Origin of the sequence: Nocardia vinacea NBRC 16497 (assembly GCF_000308835.1) — a bacterium.
Lineage (GTDB): Bacteria > Actinomycetota > Actinomycetes > Mycobacteriales > Mycobacteriaceae > Nocardia > Nocardia vinacea.
On the sequence record NZ_BAGN01000066.1, the window covers coordinates 62799 to 78966 of the forward strand.

The 16168-nt window shown below is 65.0% G+C and carries 15 protein-coding genes; 9 read left to right on the forward strand and 6 right to left on the reverse strand.

All coding sequences use genetic code 11. The annotated features are described in order from the left end of the window. The first annotated feature begins 267 nt into the window (after positions 1-267). Entirely contained in the window at positions 268-1170 is a 903-nt protein-coding gene (locus tag ON44_RS07690) for an SGNH/GDSL hydrolase family protein (RefSeq protein ID WP_245567046.1), read from the forward strand. A gap of 34 nt (positions 1171-1204) precedes the next feature. Here ON44_RS07690 and ON44_RS07695 read toward each other — a convergent pair whose 3' ends face one another. After that, positions 1205-2086 carry an SDR family oxidoreductase gene (locus ON44_RS07695; RefSeq protein ID WP_051181698.1) on the reverse strand — a complete coding sequence of 294 codons (882 nt, stop codon included), beginning with the start codon at positions 2084-2086 and terminating at the stop codon, positions 1205-1207. 140 nt (positions 2087-2226) lie between these two features. Here ON44_RS07695 and ON44_RS07700 point away from each other — a divergent pair, with 140 nt between their 5' ends. Both ON44_RS07700 and ON44_RS07705 read left to right on the forward strand, forming a co-directional pair. Then, positions 2227-2826, forward strand: a complete 600-nt coding sequence (locus ON44_RS07700) for a TetR/AcrR family transcriptional regulator (protein WP_040687404.1) — start codon at positions 2227-2229, stop codon at positions 2824-2826. A 93-nt stretch (positions 2827-2919) separates the two neighbouring features. Then, entirely contained in the window at positions 2920-5367 is a 2448-nt protein-coding gene (locus ON44_RS07705; RefSeq protein WP_040687405.1) for a beta-glucosidase family protein, read from the forward strand. 88 nt (positions 5368-5455) lie between these two features. Here the strand turns inward: ON44_RS07705 and ON44_RS07710 are convergent, their stop codons facing one another. Further along, positions 5456-5956: a MarR family winged helix-turn-helix transcriptional regulator gene (locus ON44_RS07710; protein WP_245567047.1), complete on the reverse strand. Its 501-nt coding sequence runs from the start codon at positions 5954-5956 to the stop codon at positions 5456-5458. A 69-nt stretch (positions 5957-6025) separates the two neighbouring features. On the opposite strand from ON44_RS07710, the gene ON44_RS46575 reads away from it, so the two are divergent. The 3 genes from ON44_RS46575 (at position 6026) to ON44_RS07725 (ending at position 8648) form a co-directional block, all read left to right on the forward strand. Beyond that, entirely contained in the window at positions 6026-6850 is an 825-nt protein-coding gene (locus ON44_RS46575; protein ID WP_157187075.1) for an SGNH/GDSL hydrolase family protein, read from the forward strand. Between the two features lie 41 nt (positions 6851-6891). After that, entirely contained in the window at positions 6892-7584 is a 693-nt protein-coding gene (locus ON44_RS07720) for a DUF8020 domain-containing protein (RefSeq protein ID WP_040687406.1), read from the forward strand. Positions 7585-7745: 161 nt separating this feature from the next. Next, on the forward strand, positions 7746-8648 hold the full coding sequence (locus ON44_RS07725) for an aromatic prenyltransferase (protein ID WP_040687408.1): 903 nt from the start codon (positions 7746-7748) through the stop codon (positions 8646-8648). Between the two features lie 10 nt (positions 8649-8658). Here ON44_RS07725 and ON44_RS07730 read toward each other — a convergent pair whose 3' ends face one another. Next, entirely contained in the window at positions 8659-9645 is a 987-nt protein-coding gene (locus tag ON44_RS07730; protein WP_083897708.1) for a helix-turn-helix domain-containing protein, read from the reverse strand. A gap of 105 nt (positions 9646-9750) precedes the next feature. On the opposite strand from ON44_RS07730, the gene ON44_RS07735 reads away from it, so the two are divergent. Further along, positions 9751-10194: a nuclear transport factor 2 family protein gene (locus ON44_RS07735; protein WP_051181703.1), complete on the forward strand. Its 444-nt coding sequence runs from the start codon at positions 9751-9753 to the stop codon at positions 10192-10194. A gap of 65 nt (positions 10195-10259) precedes the next feature. On the opposite strand, the gene ON44_RS07740 is transcribed toward ON44_RS07735, so the two are convergent. Further along, positions 10260-11675, reverse strand: coding sequence for a lipase family protein (locus ON44_RS07740; protein ID WP_051181706.1), 1416 nt, complete (start codon positions 11673-11675; stop codon positions 10260-10262). Positions 11676-12106: 431 nt separating this feature from the next. Between ON44_RS07740 and ON44_RS07745 the strand changes: the two genes are divergently transcribed. Then, a complete protein-coding gene (locus ON44_RS07745; protein WP_040687410.1) occupies positions 12107-12739 on the forward strand; it encodes a TetR/AcrR family transcriptional regulator in 633 nt (210 codons plus the stop codon). Between the two features lie 32 nt (positions 12740-12771). After that, positions 12772-13626 carry a class I SAM-dependent methyltransferase gene (locus ON44_RS07750; protein WP_040687412.1) on the forward strand — a complete coding sequence of 285 codons (855 nt, stop codon included), beginning with the start codon at positions 12772-12774 and terminating at the stop codon, positions 13624-13626. A 1-nt stretch (position 13627) separates the two neighbouring features. On the opposite strand, the gene ON44_RS07755 is transcribed toward ON44_RS07750, so the two are convergent. Continuing rightward, positions 13628-14335 (reverse strand): haloacid dehalogenase type II, encoded by a 708-nt coding sequence (locus ON44_RS07755; protein ID WP_040687414.1) that lies wholly within the window; start codon positions 14333-14335, stop codon positions 13628-13630. Positions 14336-14345: 10 nt separating this feature from the next. Continuing rightward, a complete protein-coding gene (locus ON44_RS07760; protein ID WP_040687416.1) occupies positions 14346-14984 on the reverse strand; it encodes a class I SAM-dependent methyltransferase in 639 nt (212 codons plus the stop codon). Between the last annotated feature and the right edge of the window lie 1184 nt (positions 14985-16168).

Below are 16168 nucleotides of genomic sequence, written 5' to 3' on the forward strand. Positions count from 1 at the left end.
CCGAAGGCATTAATCTGAAACGCACCTTGTTCGCTGATGGTCTGGCGAAATGTGCTATCCCCCAATGTCGCCCGCGGTCTCGGCGGGCAGCCGAGCCCACAGCGACCAGAAAATGTCAGCGGAAAACCGAAAGTTATTCGGGATTGGCAAATCGGGGCTAGACTCTGCCCGTATCGGTCGGATGTCCAGGGTCGATCCCGCCTGCGCGAGTTACTCCTGGGAGTGCAGACCCGAATTCGTCCGGTCATGGGTTCACAAGGAGACACAATGCAAGTTTTCGGCAGCTGGAACCACCTACTCGGAAAGGTGAGACCGGCGGTCGCCGCGGCCGCGATGGCAGTCGCGGCGAGCGCCGCTATCACCGGGCAAGCGAGCGCAGACCCGGCCGCGGACACCCACTATGTGGCCCTCGGTGATTCCTTCGCCGCTGGCGCGGGCGTATTTCCACAAACAGAGCTCGCCACATGTTCACGCTCCGCGGTCAACTACCCGTCACTGGTCGCGAAGGAGCTCGGCGTCGCGACCTTCAAGGACGTCACTTGCGGCGGGGCCACGTTGGACGACCTCACGAGCCCCCAGCGCGGCGTCGTCTCCGGAACCGCCGCACCACAGTTCGATGCGCTGACACCGGACACCACCCTGGTGACAATGACCATGGGCGGCAACGATATCGGCCTGGCGAAGCAGGCCCTGCTGTGCGGAAATCTCCTGCCGGAGCCCCACGGCACGTCATGCGCGGACACCTTCACGGCGAACGGTGTGGACACTTTCGCGGAACGGACCAAGGCCCTGGCACCCGTCTACGGCACCGCGATCGATGAAATCCGCTCGCGTGCACCCGAAGCCACGATCGTGATCGTCGGGTATCCGACCGCCTCGCGCGCGGGTGCATGCCCGGCGCAACAGCCCGCCTGGCCGCGCGACGCCGACTACCTCCAGGACGTGCTGGTCAACCTCAATACACTGCTGCGCGACGTCTCGGCCGCACACGGCGCGATCTTCGTCGACACCGCCACCTCCAGCATCGGACACGATATGTGCGCCGCGCCCGACCAGCAGTGGATCAACGGTCTCATCCCCTCGCTGTCGACTCCATCCGTTGTCCCGCTGCACCCCAACACCTTCGGTGAGCAGAACATCGCACAGCAGGTTGTCGCCGCACTGCGATGAGATCGCGGCGCTGGGCGCGGTACCGCGCCCAGCGTCACTGTGACACGGTGCGAGGAATCGGCAGACGGTCGAACCAATCGGTCAGGCGAGCAGGCACGATGCTCAGTTCATCCCAGACCGCGCCCGCGTCAACGGTCTGCGGTCGGGAATCCAACAACGCCCCCAAGCGCATTCGCCGAGCCTGCACCTCATTGAACGGGCGCACCGCCGCAGCGGATATCCGCAACATGGGGACCGACAGCGCGGTCTCCTTGCCGATCGCGATGCCGAGCCGCTGCGCAATCAGTGCATTCAACTCGCGCAACGTCCAGTTGTCCGGCCCGCCGAGCTCCACGGTTCGACGAATGCCCTCGCGCAATGCGAATTGTGCTGCGGCCGCTGCGATATCGGCACCGGCGACGAACGGGACCGGATTGTTTCCCGATCCGAAGACGAGTGGGCGCGATGATTTCACCAGCGAGTCGGCCAGCATCGGCACCCAGGTCTCCATCAGATGTGTCGGCCGCAGCACCGTATACGGCATCCGGCCGCGGTCCAACAGCGCCTCCACCTGCGCCTTGCCGCGGAAGAGATCGACCGGACTGTCCGCATCGGCACTCGTCGCGGACAGATATACGAAGTTCGTGACTCCCGCCTCGGTGGCGGCATCGATCAGGCCGGGCAGCGCCGCACCTTCCAGTCCACGAGGTCCGTTGCGGCCCTTGCCTTCTCCGCCGTGAACGGTGCACACCACGCGCGTCACACCACCTAGGGCAGAGACAACCGAGCCGTCGTGGAGATCACCCACCACGGCCTCCACACCCGGCGGCGCATGGACCGGATTGCGCGTGAGCACCCGCACCGGCGCACCCGCTGCCATCAATCTCTCGACCACTTGCCGTCCTACGACGCCGGTTCCGCCGACCACCAAGAACATGACACGTCCATTTCTATCATTGCTCTGATATCTATCAACGCTAGATCTAGCGTTGATAGAAAGTAGACGCGCCGAACCCGCCGCTGTCAACGGCGATTCGCTAGTCTGCGAACAATGGACGCAGCAAAAGAGTGCACCGCATGAGACGGACCCCGGGCCGGGCCGGTCACGAGGATCGTCGTCGGGCGATCCTGGAGGCGGCCCTCGAGGTTTTCGCGGAACGCGGCTACCAGGGCGCGACCATTGCGATCGTCGCGGAGCGGGTCGGGCTCAGCCAACAGGGCGTGCTGCACTACTTCCCCAACAAGCAGACGCTGCTGGCGAATGTGCTCGAGCTGCGCGATCAGAACGATCTCGACGTCCTGCTCGCCACCGCACAGGGCCGTGCGACAACCCTGGAACTCCTCGCCGACCTCGTGGAACGCAATGCCGAGCGACCCGGAATCGTACAGTCGTTCACGGTGCTCGCGGCCGAGAGCGTCACACAGGATCATCCCGCGCGCGACTACTTCGTCGATCGATACGCGCAGGCCCGGGAGATGCTGACAACCTTCTTGGAGCGCGCCCTGGGCGGCGATCCGCCGCATGGCGTCTCACATCGGGATGCCGCCGTATTGCTGATCGCGGTCCTGGACGGTTTGCAGCAGCAATGGTTGCTGTCGCCGGATGAGGTGGATATGCCCGCGCTACTGCGCAAGTTCCTGCAATTGATCCGTCCGGATGGCGATTCGAATTCATAACGTATTGATAACAATACCTACTGACTGTTAGGTAAATCGTCCATACTTCGAGGTAGATGCCCGCGCGTCATACGAACAAGGGAGTCGACCGACATGGCGAATCACCGAGCCGACCGCGAGGCAGTGGTCGAAAAGGCATTGGCCGCACTGGATCTGGATGCCCGTTGTCGTCTGCTCACCGGACAGGACATGTGGTCCTTGCCCGCGATGCCGGAGATCGGGCTGGCGTCCCTGGTGATGTCCGACGGTCCGATCGGTGTGCGCGGCGTGCACTGGAGTCCGGAGGATCCCTCGATCGCCCTGCCGAGCCCGACGGCGCTGGCCGCCACCTGGGATCCGACTCTGGCCCGGCGGGCCGGGCGGCTGCTCGCGCAGGAGGCGCGGCGCAAGGGTGTGCACATGCTGCTCGCTCCGACACTCAATCTGCATCGAAGCCCATTGGGCGGCAGGCACTTCGAGTGCTATTCGGAGGATCCGCTGCTGACCGGCGCGATCGGCGCGGCTTACGTGACCGGTGTGCAGGAGGGCGGTGTGGCCGCGACGCCGAAGCATTTCGTGGCCAATGATTCCGAAACCGACCGATTCACCGTTGATGTGCGGGTATCCCAGCGGGCATTGCACGAGCTGTATCTAGCTCCGTTCGAAACCGTGGTCGCACAGGCCGAGCCGTGGGCCTTGATGGCGGCCTACAACAGCGTCAACGGTGTAACGATGACCGAGCACAATGCGCTGCAGAACGAAATCCTGCGTACGCGTTGGGGTTTCGACGGCGCTATCGTCTCGGACTGGACGGCGGCACGCAATACTGTCGGCGCGGCCGTCGGCGGGCTGGATATCGCAATGCCGGGACCACAGAGCGTCTTCGGCCACGCCCTCGCGGAAGCGGTTCGCGCAGGCCGGGTTCCGGCCGAGACGGTCGAGCAGATGGCACGGCATGTGCTCCGGCTCGCCGCCCGAGTCGGTGCGTTGGCCGGGGCACCGCCCGAAGTCGCCACGGCGCCCGCAACGATCAACGGCGACGCGCTGGCTCGCGAGATCGCCCAACGCTCGATTGTGCTGCTGCGCAACGAGAGTAGTGTGCTGCCACTCGGCAAGGTGCAGCGCATCGCGCTGATCGGCCAGACCGCCGACCAGCCGAGGGCGCTCGGCGGCGGTAGCGCCCAGGTGTTCCCACCGCATACCGTTTCCCCACTCGACGGTCTGCGGGCCGGGCTCGATGCGGATACCGAACTGGTCTATGCCGTCGGTGCGGATCCCCGAGTCAAGATTCCCGCCGCCAAGGAAGGTTTCGATCTGCGGGTCCAGCTGTGCGGCGCGGGTGACCGCCTGCTCGGCGAGCATCCACTGCCGGAGGCCACGATCGAATGGATCGGTGAATTCCCGGACGGTATCGGGGTCGGGGAACTGCATCGGGTCGCTGTCACCGGCACCTTCATGCCACGGGCGACGGGAATGCACACCTTGGCCATCGCTGGCATCGGGCCGTTCCGGCTGACGGTCGGCGATGTGACCTGTTTCGACGACGCGATCGTCCCGGAGGGTGATCCGCTGGCGGCTTTCCTCCGCCCGCCCGAGACACTCTTCGAGATCGAACTCACTGCGGGACAGCAGGTTTCGATCAGTCTTACGCATACCGTGACGACGCGGCCCGAGATGCCCATTGCCTTCGAGAAGTTCTCACTCGGCCATCAGGAACCGAATATCGACTCCGAGGCGCTTATCGAAGAAGCGGTCGCCGCGGCGGCTTCGGCCGATGCGGCCGTGGTGGTGGTCGCCACCACCCCCGAGGTGGAGAGCGAAAGCTTCGACCGGACATCGCTTTCGCTGCCCGGTCGACAGGATGAGCTCGTCGCGCGGGTCGCCGCCGCCAATCCGCGCACCGTGGTCGTGGTGAATACCGGGTCCCCCGTGCACATGCCGTGGGCCTCGGATGTCGCGGCGATTCTGCTCACCTGGTTTCCAGGGCAGGAAGGCGGTGCCGCACTGGCCGATGCGCTCATGGGCCGGGCCGAACCGAGCGGACGGCTGCCAACCACCTGGCCCGCGCATGAGGACGATGCGCCGGTACTGAATGTCACGCCCACCGACGGCGCTCTCGCCTACGAGGAAGACGTCTACATCGGATACCGTGCGTGGCAACGACTTTCGATCGCACCCGCGTACTGGTTCGGACACGGAATCGGTTACACCACCTGGGAGTACGAAAGCGCCGTGTTCGATCCCGATCCGGTGGCCATCGGTGTTCTCGGCACGCTGACGGTTCGCGTTCGCAATACCGGCGATCGTCCCGGCCGCGAAACGATCCAGACGTATATCGCTCATTCATCCCAACCGGAACGCCGACTGGCCGCGTTCGCGGTCGTCGAGACCGAGCGGGGCGAGACGGCCGAGGTAGCGATCCCGATCCCCCGCCGGGCCGCCGAATCCTGGGATGAGGCAACGGAAACCTGGGTGCTACCCACCACGGCATACGACCTGCTGACCGGTCGATCGGTTGCCGATATCCGCCTGACCACCGCCATTCAAGGACCACGCGCATGAAATTGCGCCGAATCTGATCGCCCACCTCGCGCCGGCTACCGCCACGATCTGCTCACGGCTGTCGGTGTCGGGGTGAAAGCACAGACGACTACTCGGCGGGCGGCATTCGCCGATAGCCGGGATGCACGCCTGGGATGAGCTGTTGTTGTTCGGCGATGCGGTTGAGCAGGGTCGCCAAGTGTTCGTATTCGGTCTCGTCCAGTCCCGCGCAGATATCGCCTTCGTGTGCCGTGGCGATTTGCCACACCTGGCCCATCAACTGTTGCGCCTTCGGGGTGAGGTGCAGTTCGTGGTTGCGGCGGTCGGTGGCGCTGCGGCGGCGTTCGACGAGGCCCTTGTGGTCGAGGTTGTCAATCAGGGTGACGACGCGGCTGGGGACGACGCCGAGTTCTGCCGACAGTGACCGCTGACTGCGTCCGGGCTGGGTCGCGATCATCCGCAGCAGTCCGATATCGGGCGGAGACAGTTCGAGATCGCTTATGCGCTCGGCGAATCGCTGGGCCGCGTGCGCGCCGATCTGCGCGAGCAGGAAGGTCACTGCCCGTGTACGTGGCGGGTGCTGCGCATCCCCTTGCCCGGCTTCGATCACCAAGCTATCGTACACAGCGCAGCATCGTTCACTGCAGTGAATGATTCACCTAAGAGAATTGAGTTGATCGTGAATGCCGAGCAGATCGAGAAGCTGATCCGGTTCCAGCGGCCCGAGCGGGTGCTGCCCTACCTCGACGAACTCGACGACATCCGCATCGCGAGTCTGTTCGGCATGGATCCGGCCGAGTACAAGCGACTGTGCGCCGGACTCGATGAGCAGGTCCACACGGCGGCCACCGAACTCCTGACCAATGCCGAAGTGGCCGACGCTGTGGACCGGCTCCCATTCGAACCCGGCCAACACGTCGTCGCCATCGGGGAGAGCACAACGGCGGATCGGCTGTCCTGGTTCGAAATACTGCGCGCGCTGCTGGCCATTCGCCGTCCGGACGACGGCATCCGACTCAGCAATCTGGCCGTATCCGGTTGCACCACAACACAGGCGCTCGCCGCGCTGTCGACGCTGACCAGTCAGCGACCCGATTGGGTGTTGTGCCATCTCGGCGCAAACGATGCACAGCGCCTCGGCGGGATCGACGGACCTCGGCTGGTCAGCATGTCGGAGACGAACCGCAATCTGCTGCTGCTGCACGACTCGGCGATGCGTGACATCGACGCGCGCTGGGTATGGCTCACCCCGGCCGCGGTGGACGAGGCGAAGGCGGCCGCATTCCCACACTTTCAGCGAGCCGGAATCGCCTGGCGCACTTCGGATATGGCCGATACCGCCGGGATGCTGGCCGATCAGCCTGCGCCGATCGTCGACGTGTTCGCGATAACCACCCCCGACTCGGGTTTCGACGGACACCTCGACGATGGCGTCCATCTGACCGGCTTCGGCCAACAGGAGATCAGTGCGGCGGTCGTCGTCACGCTGGCCCAGTTGTCCTGAACCGATACTCCGGCTACGCACCACACTCGAAAAGGTCAAGCATGCGCGTCACCACATTCATCCTCACCTGCACACTTGCCGTCGCCGCTGCCGTGGGCACAGCCGCGGCCCAGCCCACGGACGAGGGCGACGGCGTCGCCTTCACCGCACGCGCGGTCGACGGCGCCAGTGTGATCGATATCGACTCGGGCACACTGTCGTCGGACAATGATGTCTTCCAGATCAAGGCCGCCGACGGCACCGTAGTCGCCGCGATGCCGTTGCGGCTACGGCTCGACGATTTCGAATTCCCCATCGCCGCAGCGATTTCCGGTCACAGCGCGACCCTCGTACCGCAATTCGATATCGCGCGCGCAGTGTATCGGCCGGTCGCGCTGCCCTTCGAGGATCAGGCGCCCTTCCGATCGGAGTACGAGCGCGAGGTCGCGGCCTGGAATCGGATGAGTAGCACCATCGCCATGGGGGCCATCGTCGGCACGGTTGTCGGCGGACTCGGTGGCGCGGCCGTTGGATGCGTGCTCGGCGGGGTGGTCGGTGCGGCGGCCGCCACCGCCACCATCATCGGGCTTTTCGGTCCGATCCTGCCCGCGGCCGCAGTAGGCTGTCTCGGCGGCGTCATCGCGGTCGGCGCGCTCGGCACCATCGCGGGTCAGCTCTTGGTCACCGCCCCGGTTATCGTCGCGGCCGCGATCCAGTACTTCACCACGATCAATTCGCCACTCCCGAAGCGATGATCAGGTCGCCCTTGTGGACTGTTGGAGACGGCCGCTATGGGCCACCCTCCCCACCTTCGGCAACATCCCTGGTGCACGGAACGCGGCTAAACTTGCTGTCTCGCCGGCTGGGGTCGGCGAGACAGCAATGTTGTTCGTAGCACTCATCTTTGGAAGGACGCATGTCCACCACCGAATCCGAGTTGGACGATCTCTATGCGGCCATTGAGAAATCCGCGCGGCTAGTGAACGTCCCCTGCGCGCGAGACGCTGTCCGGCCCACCCTGACCGCATACGGCACGATGCTCACACAGTCCGTGATCTCTTTCAGAGTGGTCACCGACGCCCGCCGCTCGGGAGACCTCGACTACCGTTTCTTGACGCTGCCGAGCGACGTCGACCCTTACAACATCGCCCTTTCCAACAATCTGATTCCCGAGACCGACCATCCGATCGGCGCTCTGCTGGACCAGGTCCGGAAACAGTGCCCCATCGACAGCTACGGGATCGACATCGGTGTCGTCGGCGGCTTCAAAAAAATCTGGCCGTTCTTTCCTGCCGATGGCATGCAAAAGGTATCGGAGCTTGCCGCACTCCCGTCCATGCCGCCCAGTCTCGCCGACCACGCCCGCATGTTCGCACGTCACGGCTTGGAGGACAAAGTCGGCTTACTCGGCATCGACTACCACGACAAGACGATGAACGTGTATTTCCCCGGACTGCCGGCCGACTACTTCGAACCCCGCGCCATCGTGTCACTGCACCGAGAAGCCGGACTTCCGGACCCGAGCGATCAATTCCTCACGCTCACCGAGAAAGCATTCGATATATACGCCACCATCAGTTGGGAATCTCCTCGGATCGAGCGTCTCTGTTTCCCCGTGATAACACCGGACCCGACAACGCTCCCAGTCCGTATCGACCCGCACTTCGAGCAACTCGTCGACAAAGTTCCGTTCAGCACGACCGACCGTCGATTCACCTATGCCGCCACCTCGTCGCCCCGTGGCGAGTCCTACAAATTCAGTTGGTTCTACCAATGGCAACCCAGAATACTGGACAAGATGAAGACGTCCGATTCATAGAACTGCCGATTCAGTGCACGAGCGCGGTCAGGATCGCCTGTGCGCCAACGGCATCGAGACCGCTCAGGTCAGCGGCGAGCATCGCTGGGGTCGGGAAGAGATAGGAAAGGCCGAACTGCTCCAGGCCGCCGACGGGCTTGCCATAGGCCGTGACGAGATCGTCGAGAACATCGCTGTCCGGCACGACACCGCGGATGTCGTCCTCGAATCGGTCCCACGGCTCCCCCGCGAGCAGTCGCTGCACCCTGGACACCAGATGGATCAGGCCCTCGATATGCGGCACGTGCGCCACGAGTAGCGCGGTATCTGTTGCGGCTGAGGATATTTCGATGACGCCCGGATCGCCGTCCAGGTCGATCGTGCGCCGGTAGCGGGTCGGCGTGGCGCTCTCGACACCAGCGATCGCGGTGTGCGCCAGCTGTGCCAATCGCCGCTCGATATTCGTCTCCTCGGCCACCGGCACCCGCAGTGCGAGACCGCCATCCGCGACAAGCCGATCCGCACGCCGCCGACGTCTCCGCAGCTCGACCGGCGTTGCGCGAAATATCGCGACCATCACCCGGTTGAATTGACGCAGGCTCCCGAATCCGGCGGCGAAGGCGATATCAGTGACCGACAGATCGGTATCGTCCAGTAGCCGTCGCGCGAAATGCGCACGCCGCGAGCGGGCCAACTGATCCGGCGTCGCACCGACCTGCTCATGAAACATTCGCCGCAGGTGACGTTCCGACACTGCCAGCCGCGCGGCAAGTTCCGCCTCATTGCCCACGTCCAGTGCACCCACGGCAATGAGATCGATAGCACGACAGACCAATTCGGATGCGCTCGTGAGCTTTCGATCGCCACGATAGGGACGGCAACGGTGACAGGCCCGAAACCCGGCAGCCTCGGCACCCGCAGCGGAGGTGAAGGTGACAACGTTCTCCACCCGTGGGCGTCCAGGGCACGGCGGCAAGCAATAGATGCCGGTCGTGATGACGCCTTGGAACGATCCCATACCCCTGAGTCTGCGCGCCGGACCACGCACCGACCAGCCATATCCGGACACGACCTGTCCGGATATGGCGTGATCGGCGGCCGTGGCCAACCAAGGATTGGCCGAATGGACGCACAGACGAGCAAAGATGTGATCATCCGGGCCTGGCGCGAATTCGCGACCCAGGATCCCGACCGCATTGCCGCGGTATTCACCCCGGACGCCGAATGGCTCGCACCGCCGCAGAACGCCACCGCCCGCGCCATCGACGGCACCAATCACCTGGTCGGCCGTGACCGCATTGTGCGGTTCCTGACCAGGGAGTTTCCGACCGTATTCGTTTCCGACCGAAGCGTGGAGTTCACCGCCGTCATCGCCGAGGGCACGAAAGTCGTCGTCGAGGAACGGATGCGGGCGACATTGATGAATGGCAATCACTACGACAACGACTACTGCTTCATCTTCGAACTGCACGACGGCCTGATCCACCGCGTGCGCGAGTACATGGACACCCGCCGCGCTGAGGAAATGTTCAGCGCCGCCCCCTCGACACCACCGGTCAGATCGTGACCGCACCGGTCGGACTGCAGCACGGCATCCGATGAGTTGACCTCTGGTTCGCACCGGAGGTCAACTCACTTCACGCCGATCGGCTTGCCGAAGAAGGAAGCGAAGGTCTCGCCGAAGGTGGCCTTCAACAGCTCGATTCCGTTCGGGTCCAAGGCCAGCCAGCCGACATCGGTTGTGCCGCAACCCTGTTGGGCTGGCACACCATTGAGCCGATCACGCAGCCACAGCAGGGCGGGCGCGGTGCCCGAGATCTCGGTGAGCACGTGTTCGGCAAAGTGCTCTCGGGTGTATTGCACAGTCGCGGAAGGGTTTTGGCAGTAGATATCGACCAGAGTGTTGACCTGGCCCACCGGGATGATTTCATCCGGGTTGCCCTGCCAGATGTACATCGGCATATCGGGTACCGACTTACCCATTCGCGTCTTGTCGAGCACGTCGACGACCGCCGGGTGCTGGATCGGATCGCCCGGCACTCGAATCATGCCCTCGAGGTTCAGAAATGGCAGTAGCGGAGTCAGATACTGCACGCACAACCCGCCCTGGACGGTCGACAGCGTCCGCCCGAGCGGGTCGATACTGGCGTCGATGAACCGGGCGAAATCCGGATACTCGCGGGTGAGACCGTTGACGGCGGCTAGGACCAGACCGGAGGTGAGCTGGTTGTTCGCGACCTTCAGCGTCACGCCGAGATCGGCGGGCACACCGCCCTCGGCCGTGCCGACAATATTGAGTTCCGGTGCGTAGGCCTGCTTCAACTCGGCCGCGTGACCGGTTGCGATGGCACCGCCGGAGTAGCCGTACATACCGATCCGGGTATCGGGCGCGAGCCGCATCGGCTCGAGGTTGCGCGCCGCGCGGATGCCGTCGAGGGTGATCCGGCCGGCCAACGGTCCGGCGGCGTACGCATTGTTCGGTCCCTGATGATCGGGGATAACGACCGCCCAGCCCTGCTGCACCGCGCCCTGAGCGATCACCCATTCCGCGGGCGCGACGACCTGCCCGACGAACGGACTGACCGAAAACTGTTGCAGCGCATAGGAAGGCGCACAGTACCCGGCCAATGAATCCTCGGCGATCTGCATCGAGACGAGCTTGTCCGGCGCCGAGCCGCGCGGCTTCACGACCGTCGCGACCGCTGGAATCGCCTCGTCCCGACTGTTATTCGAGCGGTAGGAGACCTGCCAGGCGTCGACATTCACCGGAATCAATCCGAAGTTGGCGACATTGACCTGCCGCGCCGAGATGATCTCGCCCGGCGCCTTGCTCGCTACGAGTTCTGCGGCCGGATGGTAGAAGCCCGGATCCAATTCGGGCGGCAGCGGAACCGATGCCGCAGGTTGCACCGCTGCCGGTTCCTCCGGCGGCTCGGCGACCGTGACCGCGGTCGTCGCGAGCAGTGCGATGGCCGTGACTCCGGCCGAGAACATGATTCGCCGGGCGCGACCCGCCAGCGGATTGATCAACTTCCAGCCCCTTCGCATACTGTGAGACCGCTCCGTCTCACATATTGGCGACTATGGCACAGACGTGATGTACATCGCAACAACGGCCGCAGTCATGGGCAGAAATCGACCCGATTTGCCGACTCGATGTGCCGAGCTGCCGCAGATGTCGTACCTTTCACCGAACCGGCCGGTTGGTGCCGGACAGCTTGCTGGGGAAGCTCCGAGGAAACATGCACGTGCCCAATGAACCGGTCTCGACGGTTCTGTACTACGTCTTCTTGCTCTTCTATGGCGCACAGGATGCGCTGGGCAGGTCCTTCATCCTGGGCTGACCCGAGCCGTCACAGCACACCGAGCAGTCCACGTGGCTGCTCGGATACCGTGGTGCTTGTGACCGAGCACAGCGAGGGAACCAAAGACACAGCACCCTCGGTCGCAGCGGAGCCGAACGCTAGCGAGGCGGAGCTGTGACCATCGCGGACAGGCAGTACGGCGGCCGCGCGGTGAGCGAGCGGAAGGCCGAGCGACGGCAGCGGTTCCTGGACGCCGCCATCCGGACCTTCGCCGAGCGCGGCTATGCGGATTGCTCGCTAGCCGATGTGTGCACCGCGGCCGGGCTGTCCAAACGGCAGTTCTACGAGGAGTTCCAGACCAGAGAAGACGTACTCATCGCGTCCTACGACTACATCCAGGACCAGTCCGCCGCGGTCGTCGGGCAGGCCGTCGCGGCGCTGGGTCCGGATACGGATATCGCGGCCGGGCTCACCGCGGTGCTGACGGCGTTCATCGGTTCGATCAGCTCCGATCCGTACCGGGCCAAGGTCGCCTTCGTCGAGGTGGTCGGGGTCAGCGAACGCATGGAGAAGCACCGCCGCGAGCGCCGCCACGCGTGGGCGGCGGCTATCGAGGCGCTGCTCATCTCGATCGCGGGCCCGGACATCCGCGTCCGTGGCGGAATCACCTGGGCGGCAAGTGCACTCATCGGCGCGATCAACGGTGTCGCGCACGAATGGATTCTGGCCGACCCGCGCCCGCCGATCACGCAACTGGTCGAGGTACTCGCCCCCATCGCCAACTCGCTGATCATCACCGAGGAATAGTTCCGTGCCGGCGCGGCGGGTAGGTTCGGCGTATGCAGCTCGGTCAGCCAAGTCGCACCGCCCTCGCCACCGCCTACGCTCGCGCCTACCACCAGGTCGCGACTGAGCCGCGCATCTTCACCGATCCGCTGGCCATTCGAATCGCGGGCATCACACCCGACCAACTGGCCGATCTGGAGACCGCGACGCTCCAGGACGAGATCGACATGCGCCGCCGACGCCGTCTGTTCCTGGCCGCCCGCGCCCGCTTCGCCGAGGACACCGTTGCCGAAGCGGTGGCGGCGGGCACCCGTCAGGTGGTGATTCTCGGTGCCGGACTGGACACTTTCGCCTATCGCAACCCGCATCCGGATGTGCGGGTGTTCGAGGTCGATCATCCCGATACCCAGGAGTGGAAGCGGCAGCGGCTCGATGCGGCGGGCATCGAACTCCCGGCATCGCTGACCTTCGCTCCCGTCGACTTCGAATGTCAAACGCTCGCAGCAGGATTGGCTGCCGCCGAGTTCGATCGGAGTCGACCGGCCGTATTCGTCTGGCTCGGCGTCATCATGTACCTGACTCGGGACACGATCCTGGACACCCTACGGTTCGTCGCGGGCCAGGCGACACCGGTGCGGTTGGTGTTCGACTATCTCTATCCCGCTTCGGCTGCCACGCCCGAGGAGCTGGATCAGCGCACCGTGCGAGCCGATCTGGTGGCGTCCATCGGCGAGCCCTGGCTCAGCTTCTTCACCGCCGATGACATCGCAAATATCTTGCGGGAGATGGGATTCGACCGAGTCGACGATCGCGACGCACCGAACCTCATCGCCGGTTACCTCGGTATCGAACCGCGACAGGGTTCCACCGCTCCGCCACATGTGCTGTGTGCCACGCGGACCGCGTAGGTCAGCAGCCGAGCTGGTCTGCGAGATCGAGGAAGTCGGTGGCGTTCACGTCGAAATCTTCGTCGAAGGAAATATCCACGTCACCACCGGCGCCGAACTCGAGCGGCCGTGCGACGAAGGCCGTCCGGAAGCCCAGTGCGCCCGCGGCCTGAATGTCGTACTTGTGGCTGGCGACCATCATGATCTCCGACGGCTCGAGCCCCAGATACCGTGCGGCCATGCGATACACCGTGGGGTCGGGCTTGAACGCGCCCGCCATCTCGGCGGTGAATACCGCATCCCACGGCAGTGCGGCGCGCTTCGAAATATTCACCACGGCGGCGACATCCGCATTCGACAAGGTCGCGATCGTGAATTTGCTTGCGAGCCTGATCAATCCGGCGACTACATCGGGCCACGGTTCGAGTCGCTGCCAGGCGAGGGTGAGATCGGCGCGTTGGTCGGGTGACAGGTCGATGCCGTAGTCACCCAGTAGACCGTCCAGTGCGTTGGCGTAGACCGAATGCACGGTGACCCAGTTGTCTCGGTCGGGCACTGCCCTCCGCAGCGCGGCGAAGTACTCGGCGCGCCAATGGTCTACGAAACCGGGCCAATCGATATGGCGGTATCGGCTACCACCGATGCGGCGCGCTTCCGCGCAGACGGTCGAATGAAAATCCGTCGCCGTCCCCTGCACATCGAAAAGTAAGGCTCGCAACACAATTCCCACCTTCCGCTTCTTACGCGCGCCGCACCAGCAGATAACTGCGCCGACTCGGATGCTCGGTGTCCGGATGCGGTTCACGGTCCAGACGCGCCTCAGGGACCAGACCAGCCGTCGCCAAGGCATCGGATTCCGCGCACGGGTCCAGATAATGAAAGGTGAGGTCGACCTGGTGGCCCCACCACTCGGTGAGCATCTTGGCCCCACCAACCGGAAAGTCCGCATCGCTGGTGTGAAATGCAATGAGCGCGTGCCCACCCGGCCGCAACACCCGCGCGAACTCCGCATAGGCCGCCGCCCGCTGCTGCTCGTCCAAATGGATCACCGCATACAGACAAACCAATCCCGCCAGCGATTGCCCCCGCACCGGCAGCGCAGTCATATCGGCCGCACCAACCGCCACCGAAGCAGTCCGCCGCGCCACCCCACACATCGCAGGCGAAAGGTCCATCCCAACAGCCCGCACTCCCCGCCCCGCAAGATAAGCAGCGACATGCCCGGGCCCACAACCAATATCCGCAACCACGCCGTCGTCGGCGAGTTCGGCGAAAACCTCCAACACCCCCCGATCCAACGGCTTACCCCGCAACTCATCCCCGAGCTCCTCGGCATAACGCTCGGCCACCAGGTCATAACTGCGTCGCGTGCCGATCATCCAGCCAGCGTAGTTCCGCCCCGAACTCCGCGCCTGCCGTGGACTGACCGCTCCTGGAACACGACCAGCCGCAGTCTGCCCCGCGGCGCACAGGGGGACCGCCACACCCGACTGCGCACGACGCATGCCCGACCGCGGCCAGCGGCTGTCGTCGTGGTGGCACGCCGCGACGACAGCCGCCGAGTGTCATCACCGCCGACCGCGCCATCTCCACCGGCCGCGCCATCTCCACCGGCCGCGCCATCTCCACCGGCCGCGCCATCTCCACCGGCCGCGCCATCTCCACCGGCCGCGCCATCTCCACCGGCCGCGCCATCTCCACCGGCCGCGCCATTGCCGCAGGCGCGGATTGTACAGCCGGGGCACCTGCCGGAGCCGAATCGTGCAGGCGTTCACACCGCAGCACCGAACGCGGCTGGACACGCGAGGCTTCGGCGGGCACGCCCGATGCCCGTCCGCGAATTCACCGCACGGCGCCCCACGGGCCACCAGCCGACCGAGCATGCGTCGGCGAGCCGGGCAGCGATGGTCGCGGGCTGAAGACTTCCGCCACCAAGGCGCCGACCATCACTCGCGCTCACCGACTACCCGAGCACACCGACACCACGGTTCGCTTGCAGAAGTCGTAGCCCACCTTGTCGTATTTGAACGCGAACCCGGCACGCCAGACGGCTCGGACGCGAGCGGTGAAGCGACTTCCGCACGCGTAGGCCCGCCTGGGCCCGGAGGTGTAACCGTCACGAACGCATGGGCGGTACTCACCGCCGAGCGACGGACATCTCAGTGCCGTCGAGGTATTCGAAGCATCCCCGCCACTCTCGCGCCTCCCCGGCGGGCGCGGATAGCACCGCCGGGGCACGGCGGGCAGGGACAGCACCGCCGGGGCACGGTGCGGACCGAAGTCTGCAACGTGGGGACCACTGGAGCGCGCCGGGAATTGCCACACCCGAAAAACGGTGAGCCGCCGACCGGTACCACCGCCGCGCAGTCGCCACGGCCCGGAAAGCACAGACAGACCAGACATCCGCGAGGTCTGCTGTGGGCAAAGTCCGCACGCGCCGACGACCTGGGCGCACGTCGGATTCACCGCACACAGAAGACGCCAGCCGCCACGGCCCGCACCATGGCGACCGTACGTTGGATTCACCGCACCCGGAACCGGTGAGCCAGTACCACCGCCGCGC